The sequence below is a fragment of the Burkholderia pulmonis genome, assembly GCF_984667975.1.
This window is the reverse complement of the sequence record NZ_OZ480186.1, coordinates 1,893,201-1,917,716: the sequence shown is the minus strand read 5'-3', so window position 1 is coordinate 1,917,716 and position 24,516 is coordinate 1,893,201. Positions and strand designations below refer to the sequence as shown.

Below are 24,516 nucleotides of genomic sequence, written 5' to 3'. Positions count from 1 at the left end.
CTTCATCGCATTCAGCGCGCCGACATGAAATCGAACAGCTTCGCGACGTTGGTCGTCAGCACGGTGCCGGCCTTCACGCCGACCCACAGCGTGCGCGTCGCCCACGCGTCCTCGAGCGTCACGACGCCGAGCCGTGCAGCCCGCTCGCCCGTCACCGCATCGCGCGGCAACACGCCGATGCCGAGCCCCGCCTCGATCATCCGGCTCACGCCGTCGAAATTCGATACCTGGATCCGCAGCTTCAGCGAGCGCTCGGCCGCGAACGCGGCGTCGGTCATGCGCGTGAGCAGCGAACTGCCGTCGCTCAGGCCCACGTAATCCTCGTCGAGCGTATCCGCGAAGCGGATGCTGTCGCGCGCGGCGAACCGGTGCGTGCGCGGCACGAGCAGCACGAGTTCGTCGCGCCGGTACAGCCGCCGTTCGATGCCGGGCGCCGGCACGTTGTCGGCGAACACGCCGAGATCGGCCTTGCCGGATGCGAGTGCGTCGACGATCTCGTGGCTCAGGCGCTCCTCGAGACTGACCTTGATGCCGGGGTTGTGCGTGAGGAATGCAGCGAGGTCGGCGGGCAGGAACTGGACGATCGCGGACGTGTTGGTCCACACGTGAATGTGGCCGCGCACGCCGGCGACGTAGTCGCTCATCTCGTGCGCCATCCGGTTGACCTGCTCGATCACCTTCGCCGCATGATCGAGCAGCGCGCGGCCCGCGGGCGTCAGCTCGACGCCGCGCGCATGCCGGACAAACAGTGCGCTGCCGGTCACGCTTTCGAGTTCGGCGATGCGCTTGCTCACCGCGGACAGCGTGAGCTGGCCGTGTTCGGCCGCCTTCGTCAGGCTGCCGTGCTCGGCGACGAGCGCGAACACGCGCAGCGACTGCAGATCGAAATGAAGCGGGTTCACCATGTCGTGGGTCCTGGGAGGGCCGTGCGGCCCGCACGATATCGCGCGGGCCCGACGCCGATCATACGCCCGGCCGCGCACGCGAGAAATGAGGCGGTCAGCGCGGCGCGGTCGCCTGCAATGCGGCCAGCATCGCGCCGTCCGGCCGTGCGAGATCGTCGAGCACCGAGAAGTGCTGCATGCCGGGCAGCCACGTGCGTGCGATCCGTTCGCCGGCCGCTTCGCAGGCCGTCGCGTATTCGTCTGCCTGCCGGACGAGTTCGGGCAGCTCGGCGGCGCCGACCGCCACGACGGTCGGTGCGCCGGGCCCGATGTGGTGCAGCGGGCTGTACGCACCGACCTCGCGCGCGGTGAGCTGCAATTTGTCGTTCAGGCAGCACAGCGAGATCGGTTCGAGATCGACGAGCGGGCTGATCGCGAGCGCCGATACGACGGCCGGATGTGCGCGATGCATGGCCGTCAGGTGCCCGCCCGCCGAATGGCCGCTCAGGTGGATCGGCCGCCGCGCGGTGCCGAGGCCGTCGGGGTCGTTGGCAAGATGATCGAGCAGCATGCCGATCTCGCCGACGATCCCGGTCATCGTCGCGACCGGGGCGAGCGTGTATTCGGCCAGGATGACGTCGAAGCCGCGCGCGAGCGGCCCGCTCGCCGCATACGCGAAATCCTCTTTCGTGCAGTGCTGCCAGTAGCCGCCGTGGATGAACACGAACAGAGGCGCGCCGGGCTGCCCGCACGACAGCCAGTCGAAGCGCTGCGCCGGTTGTGCGCCGTAACGCAGGTCGCGGCGGCCGGGCGTCGCATCGTACAGCGCTGCGCTGCGCGCCTGGCACGACGCGAGCAAGGCCGGGAAATCGGGAACAACCTTCGTGTTCAGGTACGCGGCGTCGAGCGCCGCGCGGTCCATGCCGCGATAGAGGATCGTCATTCGGGAGCGCCTGGGTCGGGTTGCGGATGCGCAGGGGCAGTATCGCCGCGTGCGGTGCGAAGGCGGCGGCCGGGCCGACGCCGTTGCGCCATTATCCGCAGCGCGGCTGCGCCCGGCTATCCGGAATCGGCGGGCGCGACGCTTGCCTGTCCGCTTTCGGCGAAGGACTGCGAACGTCGGGCGGGCCGCATACCGGCGCTCGCGCACGCCTGCCGGCCGCCGCCGCTCAGATCAGCTCGGAAATTTCGATCAGGTTCAGATCGGGATCGCGCACGTAGACGGACCGGATCTTCTGCGTCGCGCCCGTGCGTTCGACGGGCCCTTCGACGATCGGCCATTCGACGCGCTGCAGGTGCGCGATCACGTCGTCGAGCGGCACCGACGCGATGAAGCACAGGTCGAGCGCACCGGGCACCGGCACATGCGCTTTCGGTTCGAACTCCGCGCCGCGCACGTGCAGGTTGATCTTCTGGTTGCCGAAGCGGAACGCGAGGCGGCCGGCGCCGAAGGATTCAAGCTGCATCTGCAGCACCTCGGTGTAGAAATGCTTCGTCCTGTCCGGATCGACGCAGGTCAGCACGAGGTGGTCGAGGTGGTCAATCAGCGCCATGGAATGTGCTCCTGTTGTGGTTCACGAGAAAGCCCGTTGCCCGGGCATGTCGCCGGTGTCGGCGTGCGGTGCCGGATGCAGGTCCGAGCGGCGTCCGGCCTTCAGGATCTGGCTCGGCACGTCGTGCCCGATCAGCGCGGGCAGCCGTGCCGATGCGGCCAGCACGGCCGCGAGGTCGATGCCCGTATCGTAGCCGTCGAGGTCGAGCATGTGCACGAGTTCCTCGGTGCAGGCGTTGCCGGTCGCGCCCGGTGCGTACGGACAGCCGCCGAGCCCGCCGAGCGACGCATCGAAGCGGTCGATGCCGGCATCGAGCGCCGCGAGCGTGTTCGCGAGCGCCATCCCGCGCGTGTTGTGGAAATGCAGCGTGAGCTGCAGCGCACCAAAGCGCTCGCGGGCACGTTCGGACAGATCGCGGACCTGCGACGGAAACGCCATGCCGGTCGTGTCGCACAGCGTGAACCCATGCACGCCGAGATCCGCGAAACGCTGCATCCACGCGAGCACCGTTTCGGCCGGCACGTCGCCTTCCATCGGGCAGCCCATCGCGGTCGACAGCGACACGTTGATCGCTACACCCGTGCCGCGCACCGCGTCGATCACGTCGCGCAGTTGCGCGAACGACTGCTCGCGCGTCATCCGCAGGTTCGCGCGGTTGTGGCTTTCGCTCATCGACATCACGAGGTTCACTTCGTCGACGCCGCACGACAGCGCGCGCTCGGCGCCGCGCACGTTCGGCACGAGCACCGTATAGACGACGCCCGGCGCACGCACGATGCCGTGCATCACGGCCTCCGCGTCGCGCAGCGCGGGGATCGCCTTCGGCGACGTGAACGACGTGACTTCGATCTTCGCGTAGCCGCATGCGCTCAGCCCATCGACGAGCGCGATCTTGTCGTCGGTGTCGACGAATGCCGCTTCGTTCTGGAAACCGTCGCGCGTCGCGACTTCGTGGATGTAGAGCCGTTTGCGTTGCTCTCTCATGGTTGTCGTCTCCTGGGTCCGGTTCAGATCACGCCGCGCGTGCGCCAGTCGTCACGCGTCGCGGCATCGATGCCGAGCGATTCGAGTACCGCGTCGGTATCCGCGCCGAGCGCGGGCGCCGCGCGCTCGATGCGCCCGGGCGTGGCGTCGAGTTTCGGCACGATGCCGGGCACGAGCACGGGTGTGCCGTCGGGCAGCGCCGCGTCGACGATCATGTCGCGCGCGCTCCACTCGCCGATCGCCGCATCGATGCGCTCGACCTGCGCGACGCGCCCGTCGTTGTGCGCGAGCGCGGGATCGTTGCCGAGATCGGGGCGGCCGATCAGCTCCATCAGGCGCCGGAAGATGCTGTCGCCGTTGCCGGCGATCAGCGCGTACTTGCCGTCGCGGCAGCGGTACGCGTTGGTCGGCGCGATGCCGGGCAGGCTGCTGCCGGCCGGCTCGCGCACCGCGCCGAACGCCGAGTATTCGGGCAGCAGGCTTTCCATCAGGTTGAACACCGATTCGTACAGCGCGACGTCGACCACCTGCCCCTTGCCGCCCTGCTGCTCGCGATGCCGCAGCGCGAGCAGCACGCCGATCACGCCATGCAGCGCCGACAGCGAATCGCCGAGCGAGATGCCGACGCGCACCGGCGTGCGGCCGGGTTCGCCGGTGAGGTGGCGCAGGCCGCCCATCGCCTCGGCGATCACACCGAAGCCCGGCCGGTCGCGGTACGGGCCCGTCTGCCCGAAGCCCGACACGCGCAGCATCACGAGCCCCGGGTTGATCGCGGACAGCGCGTCCCAGCCGAGCCCCCAGCCCTCGAGCGTGCCGGGGCGGAAATTCTCGATGACGACGTCGGTTTCGGCGACGAGGCGGCGCACGACGTCCTGCCCTTCGGGGGTGCGCAGGTCGAGCGTGAGCGACGTCTTGTTGCGCGACTGCGCGGCCCACCAGACCGACGTGCCGTCGTGCAGCAGCCGCCATTTGCGCAGCGGGTCGCCGACGCCGGGCGGCTCGACCTTGATCACGTCCGCGCCGAATTCGGCGAGCATCCGGCCCGCGAACGGCCCGGCGATCAGTTGGCCGAGTTCCAGCACGCGAATGCCGTCGAGAGGTCGTGTCATGGCTGTCTCCGATCAAGTCGTGGGGTCGATGACGGCGATCATGACGGCGTTCGCACCCGGCGAAAATCGATCGATGCTCAACCAGCCTTTCCGAAACGGAAAGGCGCACGTCGGTGCGGGCGCCGCATCGGCTGTCGTGTGCGGGGCGCCTGCCTTTCCGTTCGGGAAAGCGCGCTCGCGCAACGATCAAGCGACGGCGGGCGCGTCGCCGTCAGAATCGAACCCGTTCCGCGCCACCGGGCGCCTGCCAGCGAGATTCGCCATGTTTTCCACCTCCTCTCCCGCCAGGATCGTGTTCCTCGACCGCGCGACGCTGTCGCCGCAGACCCTGCTGAAGCCTTTCCCGTTTCCGCACGTGTTGCAGACGTTCGACCGGACGGCCGCGCACGAGATTGCCGCGCGCATCGGCGACGCGGATATCGTCGTGACCAACAAGGTGCGGCTCGACGCGGCGGCTCTGGCCGACGCGCGGCAGTTGCGGATGATCGCGATCGCCGCGACCGGCACGGACATCGTCGATCTCGATGCGTGTGCGGCACGCGGGATCGTCGTGAGCAATATTCGCGGCTATGCGGTTCGTACGGTGCCTGAGCACACGTTCGCGCTGATCTTCGCGCTGCGCCGCAGCCTCCTGGCCTATCGCGACGCGGTGCGCGCCGGGCGCTGGCTCGACAGCGGGCAGTTCTGCTTTTTCGATCATCCGGTCCGCGACCTGGCCGGTTCGACGCTGGGGATCATAGGCGACGGCGTGCTCGGGCGCGCGGTGGCCGGCATCGCGCGGGCGCTCGACATGCGTGTGCTGTTCGCGGCGCACGGCGACGCCGAAGGTGACGGCTACGCGCCGCTCGATACGCTGCTGCGCGACAGCGACGTGATCACGCTGCACTGCCCCCTTACGCCCGCGACGCGACACCTGATCGATGCGGACGCGTTCGCGCGAATGGCGCGCCGGCCGCTGCTGGTCAATACCGCGCGCGGCGGGCTCGTGGACGAACGCGCGCTCGTTGACGCGCTGCAGTCGGGGCAGATTTCAGGTGCGGGATTCGACGTGGTCACGCAGGAGCCGCTGCCGGCCGTGCATCCGTTCCACGCGATCCTGTCGCATCCGGCGTTCATCCTGACGCCGCATGTCGCGTGGGCGAGCGACGAGGCGATGCAGGTGCTGGCCGATCAGCTCGTCGACAACGTTGCCGGATTTGTCTGCGGCGCGCCTCGGCATGTCGTGTAACACGCACAAACAGAACGACCCCGCTCGATGGCTCGAAGCGGGGTCGACTGAATTCGGGGGCTGCTTACGCCAGCGACTCGGCACGTAACGGGTTCGTGGATCCGCCCTGTCTTGTGGCCGGTTCCCGAATACGTGATGAATGCTGCTTCAAGGCATTCAGGCGCGCGATGAGGCAGCGCGAGCCCGGAAAGCCGCTCAGTACGCGGACATCTCGACGCAAGGATCGACCTTGGACGGCGAGCAGATCACCGAGTACTTGGCGCTCTCGCGCATCAGCGCTTCACCTTCGTGCAGCGCGATCTTGATCTCGGGATGGCGCTCGTACGCGAGGAATGCCGAGCACATCACGGCGGACATCACGACGAGGGAAAACACAAATTTTTCAAGGGTTTGGAAACGTTCAGGCATGGTTCGACCTTTCTCTCAGCCGGTGATTATACCCTGAGATAAGGGTTTTCCCTATAAGTCAGCCCGCATACCGAGGATGCCTTCCATCGAGCGCGGGCCGGGTGTTCCAGACCTGTTTCGGAAAAACCAGCGGGAAGGTGTGCCCCGCAAGGGCGAGGCCGCGTATCCGGGGAAGGAGAAGAAGGTTGGCCGCGGTAGCGTCACTGCGGCGCCGACGCACCGCTTGCCGCGTTGCCGGGCAACGCCTTGCCGATCTGGTCGATCAGCGATTTCGCGGTGCCCGTCACGAGCGCCGCGTCGACGCCCGAGGTCTGCCATGAACCGTCGGCGGCCTTCACGAAGGTCAGGTTCGCGCGCGACGGCGAGTAATCGGTGTTGCGCCACGTGACGACGACATCGCACGAGTACGTGCGATCGCCGAGTTTCTTGCAGTCGCCGTCGGGCTTGGCCGATACGACATCGGCCGATACGGGCAGCGGCTGGCCGAACAGCGCGTTCAGGCCGCCGTGGTTTTCCGCTTCGAGCGCACGGCGCACGGCGGCGTCGACGTCGCCCGATCCGGGACCGTCGTGGAGCAGGTTGCAGGCGGCCAGCAGCGTCGAGGCACAGCCGAGTGTCAGCAGTGTTTGAAACTTCATGGATTTCCGTCGATCGGGTGAACGCCGCGTAGTCTGCAACGTCCGCGTGTCGTGCGCGGTATCCATTTGTAACCAATTGCACGGATGCCCGGCGGCACGGCGCGACCGTGCGACCCCCTCGCCTACTGCCGCTCCTGCTTCACGCGGCTGACCAGTTGCGTCGGGCTCACGAACTGCAGCGCGATCACGACCCACACGAGCGTGATGGCCATGTAGATCATCGCCATCGCGTCGATCGACTGCGGTGCACGCACGCCGGTCGAGAACACCGCGTAGTACAGCGCGACGACGAGCGTCTGCGTGCTCGGGCCGGCGGTGAAGAACGTCAGCTCGAACATCCCGATCGTGCGCACCAGCACGAGCAGCCCGGCCGCGAGCATGCCGGGCACGAGCAGCGGCAGCAGCACGTAGCGGAAATAGCGCCACGTGTTCGCGCCGAAGATGCGCGCGGCGGATTCGAGATTCGGATCGATCTGCTCGATGAACGGCGTCATCACCAGGATCACGAACGGCAGCGCCGGCACGAGATTCGCGAGGATCACGCCCGGCAGCGTGCCCGCGAGCCCGATCTTGTACATCACGGTGGCCATCGGTATCCCGTACGTGACGGGCGGCACCATCAGCGGCAGCAGGAAGACCAGCAGCGCGAAGCGCTTGCCGCGAAACTGCACGCGCGCGAGCGCATACGCGGCCGGCACGCCGAGCGCGATCGACAGCAGCACGACCGCGCCGACGACCTCGACGGTCACCCACAGTACGCTCGCGAGCTGGAAGTCCTCCCATGCCTTTGCATACCAGTGCAGCGTGAAACCCTGCGGCAGCGGCGTGCCGAACCAGCGCGTCGCGACCGAGTTCACCGCGACGGTCGCGATCAGCAGCATCACGTTCAGCAGGAAGAACGCCATCAGCCCCCAGACGAGCGCCTTCCAGGCGCGGCCGGCGAGGTTGCTTTTCATCCGGTGCGGTTTCCTTGCGTCGGCGGGCCGTGCATCGGGTGCGTCGTGCTTCGGCGGCCATGCGCGGGCGGCATGATTGTCGGTCGCCATCAGCCCTTGCCTCCCGTCACCGCGCCCGTATAGAAGAAGCGGCGCGCGCCGAGCATCGACGCGACGACCAGCAACTGCACGAAGCCCATCACGATCGCGATCGCCGACGCGAGCGAATAGTCGTAGCTCTCGAACGCGGCTTCGGCCGCCGCGATCGAGATCACGCGCGTCGGCCCGGCCGGCGCGCCGAGCAGCACGGCCGACGGGAACACCGAGAACGCCTGCACGAACGACAGGCACGCGGCCATCGTGAGCCCCGGCACGAGCAGCGGCAGGTAGATCTGCCGGAACTGCTGCCACGGGTTCGCGCCGAGCGTCGCGGCCGCGCGCGCGAGCGTCGGGTCGATGCCGCTGATGTACGACAGCATCAGCAGGAACGCGAACGGAAAGCCCGATACGATCAGCGACAGCAGCACGCCCCAGTAGTTGTGCGTGAGGCGCACCTCGTCCGTGTACAGGTGCAGCCCCTGCAGCGCCTGCGGGAACCAGCCGTTCGGCCCGAAATACGTGAGCATTCCGTCGGCGACGAGCACCGTGCCGAGCGTGACGGGAATCACGAGCAGCGTCGTGACGAACTTCTGGTACGGCGAATTGCGGCGCAGCGCGAACGCGACGGGCACCGCGACGCCGACGTTGATCAGCGTCGCCGGCACCGCGAGCTTCAGCGTGACGAGCACGGTTGGCCACATCGCGGTGTCGGTGAAGAACTGCACGTAGTTCGCGAGCGCGCCGCCGCCGTTCATCGGCTGGAACGACAGCACGAGGCCGTACGCGAACGGATAGATGAACAGCGCGGCGATGAACGCGAGCGCGGGCGTGACGAGCCACGCCTTCGCGTCGCGCGGCGTGCCGGACGCGAGCGTGCTCATGCAGCCTCCGGGCGTGTCGGCGCTTCGATCGGCCCGTTCATTTCGAATCCCCCGCATAGACGAGCGTGCGCGACGGCGCGACGCGCAGCCGCAAGTGCTCGCCTTCCGCGAATTCGCCGGCCACGCGTGCCCAGATCGAACCGAACGGCGTCACGGCGCGGATCAGCGAATCGCGGCCGCCGTATTCGACCGTTTCGACGGTCGCGTCGAACGTGTTGTCGCCGGGCTCGTCCGCGCGTTCGATGTCGTCGGGGCGCAGCGCGACCACGACCTCCTTCGCGTCGAAGCCGGCCATCGGCGCGCCCGTGAGACGCACGCCACCGGCCGAGACTTGAACGTGGTCGCCGGCCATCCCGTCGAGCGCGAACGGCAGCACGTTGCGATAGCCCATGAAGCGCGCGACATGCAGGTTGTGCGGGCGCGTATAGACGTCCTTCGGCGACGCGACCTGCTGGACGACGCCCTCCTTCATCACGACGATGCGGTCGGCCATCGACAGCGCTTCGTCCTGGTCGTGCGTCACGTAGATCGTCGCGCGTTCGAGCTGCGTATGGATGCGGCGGATCTCGGCGCGCATCTCGATGCGCAGTTTCGTGTCGAGGTTCGACAGCGGCTCGTCCATCAGCACGAGCGGCGGCTCGATGACGATCGCGCGCGCGATCGCGACGCGCTGCTGCTGCCCGCCCGACAGTTGCCCCGGCAGCTTGCCCTCGTGACCGACGAGCTGCACGAGTTCGAGCGCCTGCTGCGCGCGCCGCCGCGTTTCCTGCCTCGGCACGCCGCGCATCTTGAGGCCGAAGCCGACGTTGTCGAGCACCGACATGTGCGGAAACAGCGCGTAGTTCTGGAACACCATCCCGAAGCCGCGGCGCTCGGGCGGCAGCACGTCGATGCGCGTGTCGTCGAGCCAGATGCCGCCGCTCGTGAGCGGCTGCAGGCCCGCGATGCAGTTGAGCGCGGTCGACTTGCCGCAGCCCGACGGGCCGAGCAGCGCGATGAATTCGCCGCGCCGGATCTCGAGGTCGAGCCCGTCCAGCGCGGCGACCTGCGTGCCTTCCGCATTGGTGAAACTGCGGCACACGCCGTCGAGCCGCAACCGTTCGAAACTGTGCTTCATTCCGCGAACTCCATCGACGCGGGCGCCGCGGCGCCCGCCGGTTCAGGCGTCACTTCGACTTCTGCGAACCGATCTCGCGATCCCATTTCTGGAACGCGGCGACCATCGCCTGCGCACTGAGCGGCTGCACGTGCGGGCGATCGGCGAGCAGCTTCGCGTATTCGGGGCGACCGAACTTGCGCACGACTTCCTGGCTGTGCGCGGGCGCCATTTCGAGCGTCACGCCTTTCACCGCCGGACCCGGATAGAAATAGCCGTCGTCGTAGGTCATCGCCTGCTGCGCCGGTTCGAGCAGGAAGTTCATCAGCTTGAACAGCACGTCGAGCTTCTCTTTCGGCACGCCCTTCGGAATCACCATGTAGTGCGCGTCGTTGACCCACGTCATGTTGTCGAACGCCTGGATCCTGAATTCGGCCGGCACGATGCCGAGTGCGCGCGGGTTGAGGTCCCAGCCCGTGACGGTCACGGTCATGTCGCGCGTGCCTTCGCCGAGCTCCTTCATCACGGCCGACGTGCCGCCCGGGTAATACGGCACGCAGTCGTTCAACGCCTTCAGGAACGCCCAGGTCTTGTCCCAGCCGTTGATCGGATCCTGCGGATTCTTGTCGCCGAGCACGTACGGCAGCCCCATCAGGAACGTGCGGCCGGGGCCCGAGTTCGCCGGGCGGGCATAGATCAGCTTGTTCGGGTGCGCCTTGCACCAGGTGAGCAGCTGCTCCGGGGTCTTCGGCGGGTTGCTGACCTTCGCCGGGTTGTATTCGAGCAGCGGGCCGGCCGGCATGTAGGTGACTTCGAGGCCGTAGCCTTGCGCGAGATCCTGCATCTTGCGCGGGCCCGGTGCGTACTTGTCGAGCACGCCCGGGAACGCGGCTGCGTTGTCGGGCAGGAGTTTCACCCACAGGTTCTGTTCGATGCCGGCGGCCAGCGCGTCGGTGCCGGTCAGCACGAGGTCGATGTCGGAGCGCCCCGCCGCCTGCATCGCCTTGATCTTGCCCGGCAGCTGCGGCGCCGGCGCGTTCGTGAACGTGACGTTCGACACGAGGGTCGGGTTCTTGTCCCGGAATGCCTCGATGGCCTTCTGCGTGAGCTGCAGGTTGCCTGCGACGTCGACGATGTTCAGCGATACGGGGGCTGCGACCGCCGCGGCGGCCGTTAGTGTGAAGCCCAGTGCGAGTGCGATCCGGCGGACACGGCGAGCGATCGGTGTGGTGTTCATGTCTCCTCACTTCGGTCGGTGGATGGGACCTTTCTTTTCAGGAAATCATGACGGCGTTATACGATGTCGGTCAACAAAAAACCACGGCGCGCGGGGCGGGACTTTCCCTGACAAAACCCTTCCGATTGTTGACGAGTGTCGTGCTGACCGGTTTTGTGGCGCGTCGGCGGCGCTGAATGGGGGGCGTGTTAGGACGTCATATCTCGGCAGGCAACGAAATGGAATCGGTTCGGGGCCGCACGGGGCGGCCCGTCGACGACGGATGGCGCGCTCGATACCCGGTCGGGCCGGCGCGTGCGGATGAGTCGTCAGTCAGGCCGCGCCAAGCGCCGCCACTTCGCCGATCAACCGCTCGGCGTCACGCCATTCGCCATACCCGGACGCCGGGTTCAGGTGCCCGACCTCGCCGAGATCGACGAGCCGGCTGCCCCACCCCGCGGCCAGCGCCTCGATGCGCTCGAAGCGCGCGAGCGGATCGTTGCGGCTCGCCGCGACGATGCTCGGGAACGGCAGCCGCTGCGTCGGCACGGGCGTCCAGCCGTGTGCGTCGATCGCCTCCGGCGACGGATAGCCGGCCGGCATCGGCGCATCGAGATCGGCCGGGGCCGCGAGCAGCGCGCCGTGGATCGCGCGCGTGGCCTGCAACGCCCAGTGCACGGTAATCATCACGCCCGCGCTGTGCGCGACGAGGATCACGGGGCCGTCGATCGCGGCCAGCGCCGCATCGAGTGCCGCGACGCGCGCGGCGCGGCTCAGCTTGTCGGCTTCGAGCGGCGCGACGGAGCGTGCGTTCGGCACGCGCCGTTCGAGATGCGTCTGCCAGTGCGCTTCGACGTGATCGCGCAAGCCGGGCACGATCAGGATGGTGGGTGCGGTCGCCAGGGTCATGCAGCCTCCAGGAGGGTCAGGAAAGTTGGGCCGCGCGCCGTTCGCGTTCGACGCGCGCGAGATCGGCCGCGTAGCTCGCGCGGCCGATGGCAAACAGCACGGCGGCCGCGAGCGGCACGACGGGAATCCATTGCAGTGCGCCGACGAGCCCGGCGCGATCGGCGACCCACCCCGTCAGCAGCGGGCCCGGCGCCATGCCGAGCAGGTTGTTCGCGAGCGTGAGCGTCGCGAATGCCGACGCGTGGATCGCGGCCGGCGTCAGGTTCGCGACCATCGCGCCCGATGCGCCGGACGCGCCTGCGCCGACCAGCATGCCTGCACAGATCAGTGCGAGCTGCAGCGGCCCGGGCGGCAGCCGGAACGCGATCGCGAGGCAGATACCCGTGAGCGCGCAATACGCGATCGCGGTCAGCCATTTGCGCGAACCGTTGGCGCGGCCGACGCGGTCGGTGACGATGCCGCAGCCGACCATCCCGATGCCCGAAAGCAGCACGAAGCCGGCCGCGAGTACGGCCGCCCGGTCGGGCGCCATCGCGTAGTAGCGGTTCAGGTAGCTCGGCAGCCATGCGAACAGCGCGCCCGGCACGAACAGGTGCAGCCCGCTGCCGACATACGCGCAGATCACCGAACGCGATGCGAACAGACCGGACATCAGCACGCGTACGCTGCCGCGCAGATCGCGCGGCGCGTCGGCATCGCGCCGGCACGGTTCGACGCGGCACGCGGCGAGCCGCCGCTCGGTCACCGCGCAGCGATACGCGACGAGCAGCACGATGCCGAGCGCGGCCATCACGCCGAACGACCAGCGCCAGCCGAGATGCGCGCCGACCAGCCCGCCGAGCGCCATCCCGAACACGGAGCCGAATGCGCCGCCGGCCATGAACGCGCCCGTCAGCGTCGCGCGCAGCCGCGCCGGGAAGATGCTGAGGATCAGCGCGACGCCGACGCTGCCGTACGCGGCTTCGCCGAGGCCTACGAGGCCGCGCGCGACGAGCATTTCCGCGTAGTTGGTCGACAGCGCGCAGCCGAGCGTCGCGACGCTCCACAACGCGGCCATCAGCACGATGCTGCGCACGCGCCCGAAGCGGTCGGCGAGCACCGACAGCGGAAACGTCAGCAGGCCGACCAGCAGCGCGACGACGCCGGAGAGCGAACCGAGCTGCGTGTCCGACAGCGCCCACGCGTGCTTGAGCAGCGGAAACACCGCGTTGAGCACCTGCCGCGACATGTAGTCCGACAGCAGCAGCCCGACGGTCAGCCCGAACACGAGCCACGCATACGCGGGTGCGCGCCGCTCGGTGGCCGTCAGGTCCTGCAGCGACGGCTCGACGTGATGAATCAACATGCGTGTCTCCTCCGGCACCGGGGCGGCAATGCGCCGGCGCGGCTTGCGCGGCCCCGCTCCGTCCGGCGGAGCCTGCCTCGCGCGCGGCGCGAGGATGGGTGCCGCGCCACATCGATCGGCGGGCGGCGCTTGCGGGCCGCCCGGATGCGCGGCGCGTCAGGCCGCGCGCAGCGGCACGCTCACCTGGCCCGGCCGGCGGTTCGGCGCCATCCCGAGCCGGGCGAGCGTTTCGTCGACGCCGTCGTACTGCACGCCGATCCGGTAGATCGCCTTCGCTTCCTTGCCGGTCGCGATCTCGCGGCCGAGCTCGCGCGCGATCCGCACGCACTGTTCAACTTGCTGCACCGACGTCATCCGGTTGCCCTGCTGGTCGATGATCGTGTCCTCGATCCCGCAGCGCGGATGCAGGCCCAGGGCCATCGCGACCGTGTTGATCGGCAGCACGTTCTTCATCAGCGATTCGAGCGTGATGCACGCGCCGTCCGGGCAGCGCCGCACGAATTCCATGAAGTTGTACGGATTCGGGCCGTCGAAGCCGCCGCCGATGCCGACCCACGTGACGTTCAGCGGGCCGCGATAGATGCCGCGGCGGATGATCCGCTCGAGCGTTTCGAGCGCATGCATGCCGGTGAGCTGGAAATGCGGCTGGATGCCGGCCGCCTGCAGCCGGCGCAGATGCTCGTCGACCCAGCCGGGGCCGGCCGGCACCGTCATCTCGCGGTACGCGTCCCACAGCGCGGTTTCGTTCAGCGACGTGCCGGCGATGTCCTTGCGGCTCATCAGCTCGGTGATGTTCATCTGCACGGTGTTGATCGCAACCGTCACCTGGTCGGGCTTCGGCGTCAGCTCGGCGAGCATGTGGCGCGTGTCGTCCGACAGCCATTTCGCTTCGGCGCCGTCGCCTTCCGGTGCAAACGAGATCGAGCCGCCGACCTGCAGGATCATGTCGGGCACCGCTTCGCGCAGCCGGCCAAGCAGTTCGTTGAATTTGGACAGCCGCTTGCTGCCCTTGCCGTCGAGTTCGCGCACATGCAGGTGCAGCACCGTTGCACCCGCGTTGTAGCAGTCGACGGCCTTCTGCACGTGCTCGTCCATCGTCACCGGAATGTCTTCCGGAAAATCGGCGGGCATCCATTCGGGGCCGTACGGCGCGACCGTGATGACTACCTTGTCCTGGTTTTCCGGGTGCAGCGAATCGTCGAGAAATTGCATGTCGTCCTCCAGTGGAAATCGTTGTATTTCGGGCGTACGGGCGTGCGTATCCCGCCGTGCCGGGCGGTGAGCCCGGCGCGTCGTGTGTGAAATTGCGGATCGGTTAAGGTGCGGGCGCGCTCAGAACGGCACGTCGCCGACGATGCCCGCGCGCTCCATCCGGCGCACGCACGGCGGGTAGTCCATCACCGCGTAATGCTGCGTGCTGCGGTTGTCCCAGATCGCGACGCTGTTCTTCTTCCAGCGCCAGCGCACCTGGTATTCGGGGATATAGGCCTGGCTGATCAGGTATTGCAGCAACTGGCCGGCACCCGGGTTCGCGTCCTGCCCGAAGCGCACGCGTTCGGGCGTATGGAAGTTCGTGAAATGCGTGGCGAACGCGTTCACGTACAGCACCTTTTCGCCGGTTTCCGGATGCGTGCGCACGACCGGGTGCTCGGCGTCCGGATACTGCGCCTTCAGCGCGTGGCGTTTTTCGATCGGCATCGCCGCGCCGAAGCTCGCCTCGATGCTGTGGCGCGCACGCAAGCCGTCGATCTGCTGCTTCACGTGGTCGGGCAGGTTCTCGTACGCGAGCACCATGTTCGCCCACATCGTGTCGCCGCCAACCGGCGGACCTTCGATACAGCGCAGCACGCAGCCGAACGGCGGCGCCACGCGCCAGCTCGCATCGCTGTGCCACGCATTCTCGTAGCGGTCGTTCGGCTGGTCGGGCGACTTGTAGATCCGCACGAGCCCCGGGTGCTCGGGATCGCTGCCGGCGACCGGATGATCCTCGAGTTCGCCGAAGCGCCGCGCGAACGCAACGTGCTCGGCGCGCGTGATGTCCTGGTCGCGCAGGAACAGCACGCGATGGCGGAGCAACTGCGTGCGGATCTCGGCGAACAGGCCGTCGTCGTGCACGGCGTCGGCGAGACCCACATCCAGCAGTTCCGCGCCGATCGCGCAGGTCAGGGGTTCGACTCGCATGCGCGTCTCCTCAGACGATGAACACCGACGAACCGGTGGTCTTGCGCGATTCGAGATCGCGGTGTGCCTGCGCGGCGTCCTGCAGCGCATAGCGCTGGTTGATTTCGATCCGGATCCGGCCGGCCGCGACGTGCGCGAACAATTCGCCGGCCAGGTCGTTCTTCTCGGCCGGATCGGCGATGTAGTCGGCCAGCGCCGGGCGCGTCAGGTACAACGAACCCTTCATCGCGAGACGCTGCGGGTCGAACGGCGGGATCGGGCCCGACGCGGTGCCGACGCACACCATCAGCCCGCGCCGCTTCAGCGAATCGAGCGAGCCTTCGAAGGTATCCTTGCCGACGCTGTCGAACACGACGTCGACGCCCGTGCCGTCCGTCAGTTCGCGCACGCGCTTCGCGACGTCCTCGCGGCTGTAGTCGATCGTGTGGTCGCAGCCGTGTGCACGGGCAATCGCTGCCTTGTGCTCGTTCGACACGGTGCCGATCACCGTGAGCCCGAGCAGCTTCGCCCATTGCGACACGATCAGCCCGACGCCGCCGGCGGCCGCGTGCAGCAGGATCGTGTCGCCCGGCGCGAACGCGTGGATGCGGCGCAGCAGGTAGGCCGACGTGAGCCCGCGCATCGTCATCGCGGCGGCCGTTTCGCACGCAATGCCGGCCGGCAGCCGGACGAGCGGCGCGGCCGGGATCAGCCGTTCGGTGCTGTACGCGCCAAGCGTATTCAGGAAGCCCGTGTAGGTCACGCGATCGCCGACGGCGACGTTCGTCACGTTCGGGCCGACCGCGTCGACCACGCCGGCAGCCTCGACGCCGATGCCGGCCGGCAGCGGAACCGGATACAGGCCGCTGCGGAAATAGGTGTCGGCGAAGTTCAGGCCGACCGCCTCGTGCCGCAGGCGCACCTGGCCGGGGCCGGGATCGCCGACTTCAACTGCCTCCCAGCGCAGCACGTCGGGGCCGCCGGTTTCGTGGAATCGCACTGCATGTGCCATCTTGTTCTCCGTATGTCGTCAGTCCGATGCGCGGCGCGCATCGTCGGGTTCGTTCGCGGCCGGCGGCGTCGCGGTTGCGTCGTCCGCCGGCGGTTCGTCCAGTTCGCGCCAGTCGGCGTCGGCCAGGTAGCGCCGCGCGGCCGGGAAAATCACGCCTTCCATCCGCCCCATCTGCTCGAACGCGCCGTGCGCATAGCGGGCCAGCGCGGTGTCGAATGCGGCCGACGGCAACCCGTCTGCGACGATCCGGGCGAGCGCGTCGAGCGCTTGCGCGTCGCGCTGCCGCTGGCGGTCGAGTTCGTCCAGTTCGGCCGCGACACACTCCGCGCGAACGCGTAATGCCGCAAAGAGCCGGGCTTCGGCAGCGGTGCCGAAACGCGCGCACTGCAGTGCGGCGAGCGAGGCCAGCACGCGCTGCATGTCGACCGTCTGCCGCTGCGGCCCGTTCCCGGTATCACCGGACGCCATCAGCACCTGCAGCAGCACGCCGACCATGCGGTGCGCATCGAGACAACGCGCGATCACGCGTGCCTCGGCCGGCGTCCGGTGCAACGTGCAGACAAGCACCGGTACGCCGCTCGTCGCGAGCAGGTGCAGCCGTTGCGTGCAAGCCGCCGCGTCGGCATCGGGTGGCAGCGCCGCGACGGCGATCAGGTCGCAACCGAGTTCGCTGGCAAGCACGCCGGGCGACGCGTTGCCGCCCCCCGGATCGCCGGCCGCCGGATGGCCGGCCCCCGCGATCGCATGGGACAGGCCCTGCGCCCGCGCGGCGGCTTCCACTTTCGCACCGTGTTCCGGCAGCCGCGCTCCGGATAAACGCGAGTCCGGCGCGGCGGCAGGCAGGGCGAACGTGACTCGCGCGCCGACCGCGTGCGCCAGTTCGAGCGCATGGCCGATCGCGTCGATGCCGCCGGGGGCGCCGTCGACCGTCACGAGCAGGTGGCGATACATCGTGCCGCTCCGCTTATCCGGCGGTCGGCGCGCTGCGCCGCGCGCCGGTCGATACGATCTTCATGGGTGCCCTCCTCGCGGCGTTCGTCATGTGTGGAATCCATGCTAACGGTGCGGCGCCGGAGCGGCCCCACTCGTCGCGGGGGGGATTGACGCGCGAGCGCGGTTCGGCCGATCCTTCCCCCCACGCCCACCCCGGACGCTGGCCCGCACGGCCCCGCCTGACTCCGACTGCTGCCCCGATGGCCCACCCACCCGATCGCGCCGACGCGCCCCCCACCGAACTGGTCCTGAAGACGACCGCGCCGCGCGTGCCGGCGCAGTTGCTCGCCCGCGCGCGGCTGAGCCTTGCCGCGCCGGCATTCGACGGCCGGCCGGTCACGCTCGTGCAGGCGCCGGCCGGTTACGGCAAGACGTCGCTGCTCGCGCAATGGCGCCGCGAAGCGCTCGCGCTGGGCCGCGCGGTCGTGTGGCTGTCGACCGACGAGCGCGACGACGCGCCGCGGCTGCTGCAGGGGCTCGTGCAGGCAGTGCGTACCGGCTGCGCGCGGCCCGGCTTCGGGCGGCTGATCCCGGGCGGTGCGGCGCGCGCGCTGGACGGGCTGACCGCGTGGCTGGCCGAAGTCGCGCAACTGTCGATCGACGCGCTGCTGATCGTCGACGATGCCGAACGGCTGCCGGCCGCCGGCCTCGATGCGCTGACCTACGTCCTGCACAACGCGCCGCAGAACCTGCATGTGGTCGTCGCCGCGCGACGCGGGCTCGATCACGCGGCCGGCGACCTGCTCGCCGGCGGGCAATGCACGCTCGCGGGCCCCGACTGGCTGCGTTTCACGCTCGACGAGACGATCGCGCTGGTCGGCGCGCGCTTCGCGCAACGGGTGGACGCCGATGCGTGCGCGCGACTGTTCGAGCGCGTCGACGGCTGGCCGCTCGGGCTGCAGCTCGCGATGGCGCGCTCGGCCGATCCGCGCCAGGCGGTCGACGCGCTCGCCGCACGCGTGGACGGCACGCGCGACCGGCTCGTCGAGCTGCTGCTCGCGAACCTGTCGGCCGACGACACCGCGTTCCTGACGCGCACGAGCGTCGCCGACCGCCTGCATCCGTCGCTGTGCGCGGCGCTGCTCGACGACGCGCACGCGCCCGACCGTCTCGCGCGGCTTGCGCGCGACACGCCGTTGTTCATCGCATCGGACGATTCGGACTGGTGCCGGCTGCATCCGCTCGTGCGCGACACGCTGCGCGACCGCCTGGCCGCAAGCCCGGACGCCGAGCGCAACGCGCTGCATGCACGCGCGGCTGCGTGGCTCGACGCGCACGGGATGACCGAGGAAGCCGCGCGTCACGCGTATGCGGCCGGTCAGGTCGAGACCGCGTACGCGCTCGCGCAGCGCTGCCTCGAAGACGCGATCAAGCAGGGCCGCATCAACGACGTGCTCGACTGGCTCGCGCGGCTGCCCGACGCGGAACTCGACAAGCGCCCGACGCTGCGGGTCGCCGTCGCGTGGGCGCTGGCGCTCGGCGAGCGCCACGTCGAGGCGCAGCGCCAGATCGCGGGCATCCTCGCGGATGGCGGCACACCGGCCGCGATGCGCTACGAATGCGCGCTGATCCTCAGCGCGGCCGCGTATTACGCAGACGAAATCGACCGGTTCGTCGAGCTGTTCGAACCGTGGGCCGACTTCACGCCGCCGGCGGCGACGTGGCTCGCGCAAATGCACGCGAACCGGCTGTCGGCACGCTCGATCATCGTCGGCGAGCCGGCGCAGGCACGCCGTTTCCAGCAGGCCGCGCCGCGCGGCGAAACGGCCGCCGGGTTCGGTTACGTCGCGCGCTGGGGCGAGCTGATCGCCGGCCTGAGCTACCTGCGCGAAGGCCAGATCCGGCTCGCGGACGAGGTGCTGTCGCCGGCGCTGGCACGCGCGGAAGCGGATCTCGGCCGCCGCCATCCGCTGACCTGCATGCTTGCGGCGATGTGCGCGGCGATCGCCTACGAGGCCGACCGGGTCGACCAGGCGGCCGCGCTGCTCGCGAACCGGCTCGACGTGCTCGAACACGCGGGTACGCCCGACACCGTGCTGCTCGGCTATCGCACGGCCGCGCGCATCGCGCTGCTGCGCGGCGTCGAGCACCGTGCGATCGACCTGCTCGAGGCGCTCGACGCGATGGGGGGCGCACGCCGGCTGCCGCGCCTGTCGGTCGCGAGCCTTGCCGAACAGGTACGCATTCACGCGGCGCGTTATCGCGAGGCGACCTGCCATGCACTGGTCGAGCGGATCGACGCGATCGCCGCGGCCGAGTTTCCGGCACACGGGCCGCTGTGGCGGCGCCCCGTCGTACTGCTGCAGGCGACCGCGCACGCAGGCGCGGCGCTCGCCGCGCGCCGCTGGGACGATGCGAGCGCCGCGCTCGACGAGGCGGCCGTGCTGGCGCGCGAAATGAGCATGGGGCGCGAGCGCATCGAGATCATGGCGCTCAGCGCGTTCGCGCTCGAACAGTCGGGGCACGGCGGCCGCGTGCTGCTCGACGAGGCGATGACCCTAGCCGACATGTTCGGGCTCACGCGCACGCTCGCCGACGCGCATCCGGCCGTCGCCGACTGGGCGCGCCGGGTCGGCGACGAAGCCGCTTCAGGCGACGGTCCCGCGCGGCACGCGCTGCCGCAGCCGCGCATCGTGCCGCCCGCGCCGCGCGGCGCGGCGAGCCCGCGCGCGGTGCCGAGCGTCGTGCTGACGCCGAAGGAGCGCGCGATCCTCGAGCTGCTCGCGCGCAACCTGTCGAACAAGGAGATCGCGGTCGCACTCGCCGTCGGCGAGGAAACCGTGAAATGGCACCTGAAGAACCTGTTCGGCAAGCTCGACGCCAGCTCGCGCAAGCATGCGGTGCGCCGCGCACTGGTGCTCGGGCTGCTCGAAAACGCGCCTTGATGCCGGCGTGAATTTCTCTCCCCTGGCAGCGTAGCCGCCCTTCCCGCGTTCGATTCTCCGCAACCCTGCCCCCCGCGCATGGGGGGGAGCGGCCGCCCGCCGTTGCGTAGTCTTTCCGCACGGCTCGCACCGGCGCCCCATGTCGCGCCTTCCCGCCTGCCTCGATGGTTCCCCGCTTGACCCGGACGGGCTCGATCCCGTCCGGCCCACGACAATCCTGGAGACTTCATGAAGACGAAACTGGCCGCGCTCGCGGTGCTTGCCGCCTGCTCGACACTGGCGCACGCGCAATCCTCCGTCACGCTCTACGGCGTAATCGACTCGGGCCTGCTGTACCAGAGCACGTCGGCCGCGTCGTTCAGCCCGAGCGCGCCGAATACCGGCAAGGTGTTCCGCATGAAGGACGGCGGCATCTATTCGAGCTTCTGGGGCATCCGGGGCAGCGAGGACATCGGCGGCGGCTACAAGGTCAACTTCAAGCTGCAGGGTTCGTTCGACAGCGGCACCGGCAAGCTGCAGCTGAGCGACACGCCGGGCGCCGTCGCGATCTTCAACCAGGTCGCGTCGCTCGGCGTGTCGGGCCCGTTCGGCTCGGTCACGGCCGGCCGCCAGATCGTGCCGATGATCTACGCGATGGCCGACACCGACGTGCGCAACGCGCAGTTCTTCGGCAGCGTGCTGACCGCGTGGCTCGGCCTGAACACCGCCGCCGGCTGGCCGGGCACGAGCACCAACGGCGCGATCGGCGCGCTGTACGACAGCAATGCGCTCGTCTACCAGTCGCCGACGTTCGCGGGCGCGTCGATCGCGCTCGAATACGCGCCGGGCGGCGTCGCCGGGCAATTCCAGGGCGGCACGCGCGAATCCGTCGTGCTCAGGTATGCGAACTACGGGCTCAACGCGTCGGCCGTCTACTACAACGGTCACGACACGAATCCGGCGCCGGGCGTCGCGCCGACCGGCGTCGACAACAACCGCTTCGTCTACGTCGGCGCGAAATACACGATCCGCGATTTCTCGGTATCGGCGTCGTACGGCAACGGCAGGAATCCGTCGCATGCGGACCAGGTGAACCTCGACATGCTGTCGGCCGGGGTCGGCTATCACTTCACGCCCGCGCTGCAGGTCACGTCCGCCGTGTATTACCTGAAGGATCGCAACCGTTCGGAAAACCGGTCGACGGCGGTCGTGCTCGCGGCCGACTACAGCCTGTCCAAGCGGACGATGGTCTATGCGCAGGTCGGCCACGTGAACAACCGCGGCACGATGGACCAGATGCTCGTGTACGGGCAGCCGGTTGCGCCCGGCGTCGGCACGACGGCCGCGATGGTCGGGTTGCGGCACAACTTCTGACGGTGTCGGGCGGTGCGGCGCCGGCGGCACGCGGCCGGCGCCTGCATCGATTCCGGGGATCGGCTACAGTGGGCGTTTTCGGCGCGCTCCGGCCCGCCGCCGCGCCACGGATCGTGCGTGAGCGCGGCGGCACGGGCGGAGCGCGGACCATTCACTTCGACGAGCGAACCTTCATGCCCGATCTGTCCGCCTTTCCGATCACGCAAAAGTGGCCGGCCCAGCATCCCGACCGTCTCCAGCTCTACTCGCTGCCGACGCCGAACGGCGTCAAGGTGTCGATCATGCTCGAGGAAACCGGCCTGCCGTACGAGCCGCACCTCGTGCGCTTCGACACGAACGACCAGCTGTCGCCCGAATTCCTGTCGCTGAACCCGAACAACAAGATCCCGGCGATCATCGACCCCAACGGCCCCGATGGCCAACCGCTGCCGCTGTTCGAATCGGGCGCGATCCTGATCTATCTCGCGGACAAGACGGGCCAGCTGATCCCGAAGGATCTCGCGGGCCGCTACGAGACGATCCAGTGGGTGATGTTCCAGATGGGCGGGATCGGGCCGATGTTCGGCCAGCTCGGCTTCTTCCACAAGTTCGCCGGCCGCGACTACGAGGACAAGCGTCCGCGCGACCGCTACGTCGCCGAATCGAAGCGCCTGCTCGGCGTGCTCGACGCGCATCTCGCGAACCGTCAGTGGGTGATGGGCGATACCTACACGATCGCCGATATCGCGATCTTCCCGTGGGTGCGCAACCTGATCGGTTTCTACGAAGCGGGCGATCTCGTCGACTTCAGCGAATTCCGCAACGTGGCGCGCGTGCTTGACGCATTCGTCGCGCGCCCGGCCGTCGCACGCGGGCTCAACATTCCGGCACGCGGCTGAGCGACCGGCGGCAGCGCGGGCACGCCGTATGCGGCCCGCGGCCTGCCCCAAGCCCGCCGCATTGCGCGGCGGGCATTTTTTTGCCCGCGCGAAACATGCGTATCGCGCGTCCGGCGCGGCTACTTTCCGTCCGGCCCCTCCGGCGCACCGCCGTCCAGCCCCGCCAGCAGCTTGCCCAGCAGTTGCGACAACTGCGCCTGTTCCGCCTCCGACAGCGCGGCCAGCAGCGCGCGCTGGTTGTCGATGTGCGCGACGACCGCGTCGTCGATCAGCGCGCGGCCAGGTTCCGTCAGCGCGACGAGCGTGCCGCGCCCGTCCGCCGGGTTCGGCCGGCGCTCGACCCAGCCGGCCTTCTGCAGCCGGTCGATGCGCGCGGTCATCCCGCCCGACGACATCATCAGCGCGTCGTACAGCGCGGTCGGCGTCAGCGCGAACGGCGCACCGCCGCGCCGCAGCGTCGCGAGCACGTCGAATTCGCCCGGCTGCATCCCGTAGCGAGCGAACAGCGGATTGAGACGGTCGCGCGCGATCACGAGCGCGGCTTCCTGCAACCGCCCCATCACCACCATCGACGATGCGTCGAGATCCGGACGCTCGGCGCGCCATTGCGCGAGCGCGTGCGCTGCTCGATCCATTAACCCTCCTCGGCTCACCAGTTATCTTGACGTCGAGATAAATCAGCATTTATCTTGATGTCGAGATACTTTACCTGAAAACGCGTGGCGCCTCGCGGGCAGCCGCGCACCGATATCGAGGGCCTTGCGATGAATCGCTTCACTTCCCCCGGATGGCGGCTGGCCGCCATCGTGCTCGTCGGGCTGAACCTGCGGCCGGCGCTCGCCGCGGTCGGTCCGCTGCTCGACATGATCCAGCGCGCGACCGGCATCGACGACGGTGCGGCCAGCCTGCTGACGACGATTCCGATCCTGCTGATGGGGCTCGGCGCGCTGAGTGCGCGGCGCCTGCAGCGCATCACCGGGATCGCGGGCGGTGTGTGGCTCGGCGTCGCGCTGATCGGGCTGGCCTGCCTGTCGCGCATCGGCGCGCAGCACGCGTGGCTGTTGCTTGCGAGCGCCTGCTGCGCGGGCATCGGAATCGCGATGGTGCAGGCGCTGCTGCCCGGTTTCGTGAAGGCCCATTTCGCGACGCACATCGGCGGCGCGATGGGCGTCTATTCGACGTCGATCATGGGCGGCGCGGTGCTCGCGAGCGTCGTCGCGCCGTTCGCCGCAGCGCGCTGGGGCTGGCTCGCCGCGCTTGCGGGCTGGGCGCTGCCGGCCGCGGTGGCCGCACTGGTCTGGCCGCTGGCGAGCCGCGGCGGCGACGCGCGTGCCGCCGGGCCGGCGTCGTCGTCGCATGCACAGCCGTCGCGCTCGCCGCGCGCGTGGCGGCTCGCGCTGTTCTTCGGGGTCGCGACGGGCGCATACACGTTGGTGCTCGCCTGGCTGCCGCCGTACTACATGCGGCTCGGCTGGTCGCCGACGGCAGCCGGCAGCCTGCTCGGCGGCGTGACGCTCGCGGAGGTCGTCGCGGGGCTGACGATCTCCGCGACGATCGATCGCCTGCCCGATCGCCGGCCCGCGCTGCATGCGGCGATCGCGTCGCTGTTCGTCGGGTTGCTGGTGATGCTGGCCGCGCCCGAAGCGCTTGCGTTGCCGGCCGCGCTGCTGCTCGGCGCGGGGATCGGCGCGCTGTTTCCGCTGTCGTTGATCGTCACGGTCGACCATGCGGCGACGCCGGCCGATGCCGCATCGCTGACGGGGTTCGTGCAGGGGATCGGCTATTTGATCGCCGGCCTGTTCCCGTTCGCGGCCGGGCTCGTGCGCCAGCATCTCGCGGACCTGACACCCGCATGGATCGCGATGGCGTGCCTGTGTGTCGTGCTGTTCGCGCTGGCGGCGGGGTTTGCGCCGATGCGGGCGCGGCAAGCGGCTCGGGCCTGACCGGCCC

Annotated in this window: 23 protein-coding genes; 5 read left to right on the top strand and 18 right to left on the bottom strand. The window is 69.3% G+C overall.

Annotated features, from left to right (window positions below; translation table 11 throughout):
• Nucleotides 1-11: 11 nt before the first annotated feature.
• The 5 genes from AC5LXK_RS08880 to AC5LXK_RS08860 all read right to left on the bottom strand — a co-directional run bounded on the left by AC5LXK_RS08880 (nt 12) and on the right by AC5LXK_RS08860 (nt 4,530).
• Nucleotides 12-905 carry a LysR family transcriptional regulator gene (locus AC5LXK_RS08880; protein WP_493388521.1) on the bottom strand — a complete coding sequence of 298 codons (894 nt, stop codon included), beginning with the start codon at nt 903-905 and terminating at the stop codon, nt 12-14.
• 94 nt (nt 906-999) lie between these two features.
• On the bottom strand, nt 1,000-1,827 hold the full coding sequence (locus AC5LXK_RS08875; RefSeq protein ID WP_493388520.1) for an alpha/beta hydrolase: 828 nt from the start codon (nt 1,825-1,827) through the stop codon (nt 1,000-1,002).
• Nucleotides 1,828-2,053: 226 nt separating this feature from the next.
• Complete coding sequence (locus tag AC5LXK_RS08870) at nt 2,054-2,437, bottom strand: VOC family protein (RefSeq protein WP_493388519.1); 384 nt, start codon at nt 2,435-2,437, stop codon at nt 2,054-2,056.
• A gap of 21 nt (nt 2,438-2,458) precedes the next feature.
• Nucleotides 2,459-3,421 carry a hydroxymethylglutaryl-CoA lyase gene (locus AC5LXK_RS08865; RefSeq protein WP_493388518.1) on the bottom strand — a complete coding sequence of 321 codons (963 nt, stop codon included), beginning with the start codon at nt 3,419-3,421 and terminating at the stop codon, nt 2,459-2,461.
• Nucleotides 3,422-3,444: 23 nt separating this feature from the next.
• Complete coding sequence (locus tag AC5LXK_RS08860; protein ID WP_493388517.1) at nt 3,445-4,530, bottom strand: CaiB/BaiF CoA transferase family protein; 1,086 nt, start codon at nt 4,528-4,530, stop codon at nt 3,445-3,447.
• A 262-nt stretch (nt 4,531-4,792) separates the two neighbouring features.
• On the opposite strand from AC5LXK_RS08860, the gene AC5LXK_RS08855 reads away from it, so the two are divergent.
• Complete coding sequence (locus tag AC5LXK_RS08855) at nt 4,793-5,758, top strand: D-2-hydroxyacid dehydrogenase (RefSeq protein ID WP_493388516.1); 966 nt, start codon at nt 4,793-4,795, stop codon at nt 5,756-5,758.
• 195 nt (nt 5,759-5,953) lie between these two features.
• On the opposite strand, the gene AC5LXK_RS08850 is transcribed toward AC5LXK_RS08855, so the two are convergent.
• From AC5LXK_RS08850 to AC5LXK_RS08795, 12 genes are all read right to left on the bottom strand, one after another.
• Nucleotides 5,954-6,166 (bottom strand): hypothetical protein, encoded by a 213-nt coding sequence (locus tag AC5LXK_RS08850; RefSeq protein WP_047900698.1) that lies wholly within the window; start codon nt 6,164-6,166, stop codon nt 5,954-5,956.
• Nucleotides 6,167-6,366: 200 nt separating this feature from the next.
• Nucleotides 6,367-6,804 carry a hypothetical protein gene (locus tag AC5LXK_RS08845; protein WP_493388515.1) on the bottom strand — a complete coding sequence of 146 codons (438 nt, stop codon included), beginning with the start codon at nt 6,802-6,804 and terminating at the stop codon, nt 6,367-6,369.
• Between the two features lie 122 nt (nt 6,805-6,926).
• Nucleotides 6,927-7,850 carry an ABC transporter permease gene (locus AC5LXK_RS08840; protein ID WP_493388514.1) on the bottom strand — a complete coding sequence of 308 codons (924 nt, stop codon included), beginning with the start codon at nt 7,848-7,850 and terminating at the stop codon, nt 6,927-6,929.
• Nucleotides 7,850-8,719 (bottom strand): ABC transporter permease, encoded by an 870-nt coding sequence (locus AC5LXK_RS08835; protein WP_493388513.1) that lies wholly within the window; start codon nt 8,717-8,719, stop codon nt 7,850-7,852. The genes AC5LXK_RS08840 and AC5LXK_RS08835 overlap by 1 nt, the downstream gene beginning before the upstream one ends.
• A gap of 37 nt (nt 8,720-8,756) precedes the next feature.
• A complete protein-coding gene (locus AC5LXK_RS08830) occupies nt 8,757-9,836 on the bottom strand; it encodes an ABC transporter ATP-binding protein (RefSeq protein ID WP_493388512.1) in 1,080 nt (359 codons plus the stop codon).
• Between the two features lie 49 nt (nt 9,837-9,885).
• The gene (locus AC5LXK_RS08825) at nt 9,886-11,052 is read right to left on the bottom strand and encodes an ABC transporter substrate-binding protein (RefSeq protein ID WP_493388511.1); all 1,167 of its coding nucleotides are present in this window, start codon (nt 11,050-11,052) and stop codon (nt 9,886-9,888) included.
• Nucleotides 11,053-11,364: 312 nt separating this feature from the next.
• Nucleotides 11,365-11,940: an RBBP9/YdeN family alpha/beta hydrolase gene (locus tag AC5LXK_RS08820; protein WP_493388510.1), complete on the bottom strand. Its 576-nt coding sequence runs from the start codon at nt 11,938-11,940 to the stop codon at nt 11,365-11,367.
• Between the two features lie 16 nt (nt 11,941-11,956).
• Nucleotides 11,957-13,285, bottom strand: a complete 1,329-nt coding sequence (locus AC5LXK_RS08815; protein ID WP_493388509.1) for an MFS transporter — start codon at nt 13,283-13,285, stop codon at nt 11,957-11,959.
• A 156-nt stretch (nt 13,286-13,441) separates the two neighbouring features.
• Entirely contained in the window at nt 13,442-14,497 is a 1,056-nt protein-coding gene (locus tag AC5LXK_RS08810) for a beta-keto acid cleavage family enzyme (protein ID WP_493388508.1), read from the bottom strand.
• A gap of 120 nt (nt 14,498-14,617) precedes the next feature.
• The gene (locus AC5LXK_RS08805) at nt 14,618-15,466 is read right to left on the bottom strand and encodes a TauD/TfdA dioxygenase family protein (protein WP_493388507.1); all 849 of its coding nucleotides are present in this window, start codon (nt 15,464-15,466) and stop codon (nt 14,618-14,620) included.
• Between the two features lie 10 nt (nt 15,467-15,476).
• Entirely contained in the window at nt 15,477-16,457 is a 981-nt protein-coding gene (locus AC5LXK_RS08800; protein WP_493388506.1) for a quinone oxidoreductase family protein, read from the bottom strand.
• A gap of 18 nt (nt 16,458-16,475) precedes the next feature.
• Nucleotides 16,476-17,408, bottom strand: coding sequence for a universal stress protein (locus AC5LXK_RS08795; protein ID WP_493388505.1), 933 nt, complete (start codon nt 17,406-17,408; stop codon nt 16,476-16,478).
• Between the two features lie 242 nt (nt 17,409-17,650).
• Here AC5LXK_RS08795 and AC5LXK_RS08790 point away from each other — a divergent pair, with 242 nt between their 5' ends.
• The 3 genes from AC5LXK_RS08790 (at nt 17,651) to AC5LXK_RS08780 (ending at nt 22,566) form a co-directional block, all read left to right on the top strand.
• Nucleotides 17,651-20,335, top strand: coding sequence for a winged helix-turn-helix domain-containing protein (locus AC5LXK_RS08790; protein WP_493388504.1), 2,685 nt, complete (start codon nt 17,651-17,653; stop codon nt 20,333-20,335).
• Nucleotides 20,336-20,563: 228 nt separating this feature from the next.
• Nucleotides 20,564-21,688, top strand: coding sequence for a porin (locus AC5LXK_RS08785; protein WP_493388503.1), 1,125 nt, complete (start codon nt 20,564-20,566; stop codon nt 21,686-21,688).
• Between the two features lie 173 nt (nt 21,689-21,861).
• Nucleotides 21,862-22,566, top strand: coding sequence for a glutathione S-transferase N-terminal domain-containing protein (locus AC5LXK_RS08780; protein ID WP_493388502.1), 705 nt, complete (start codon nt 21,862-21,864; stop codon nt 22,564-22,566).
• 119 nt (nt 22,567-22,685) lie between these two features.
• Here AC5LXK_RS08780 and AC5LXK_RS08775 read toward each other — a convergent pair whose 3' ends face one another.
• The gene (locus AC5LXK_RS08775) at nt 22,686-23,201 is read right to left on the bottom strand and encodes a MarR family winged helix-turn-helix transcriptional regulator (protein WP_493388501.1); all 516 of its coding nucleotides are present in this window, start codon (nt 23,199-23,201) and stop codon (nt 22,686-22,688) included.
• A 129-nt stretch (nt 23,202-23,330) separates the two neighbouring features.
• Here AC5LXK_RS08775 and AC5LXK_RS08770 point away from each other — a divergent pair, with 129 nt between their 5' ends.
• A complete protein-coding gene (locus AC5LXK_RS08770; RefSeq protein WP_493388500.1) occupies nt 23,331-24,509 on the top strand; it encodes an MFS transporter in 1,179 nt (392 codons plus the stop codon).
• The last annotated feature ends 7 nt before the right edge of the window (nt 24,510-24,516 follow it).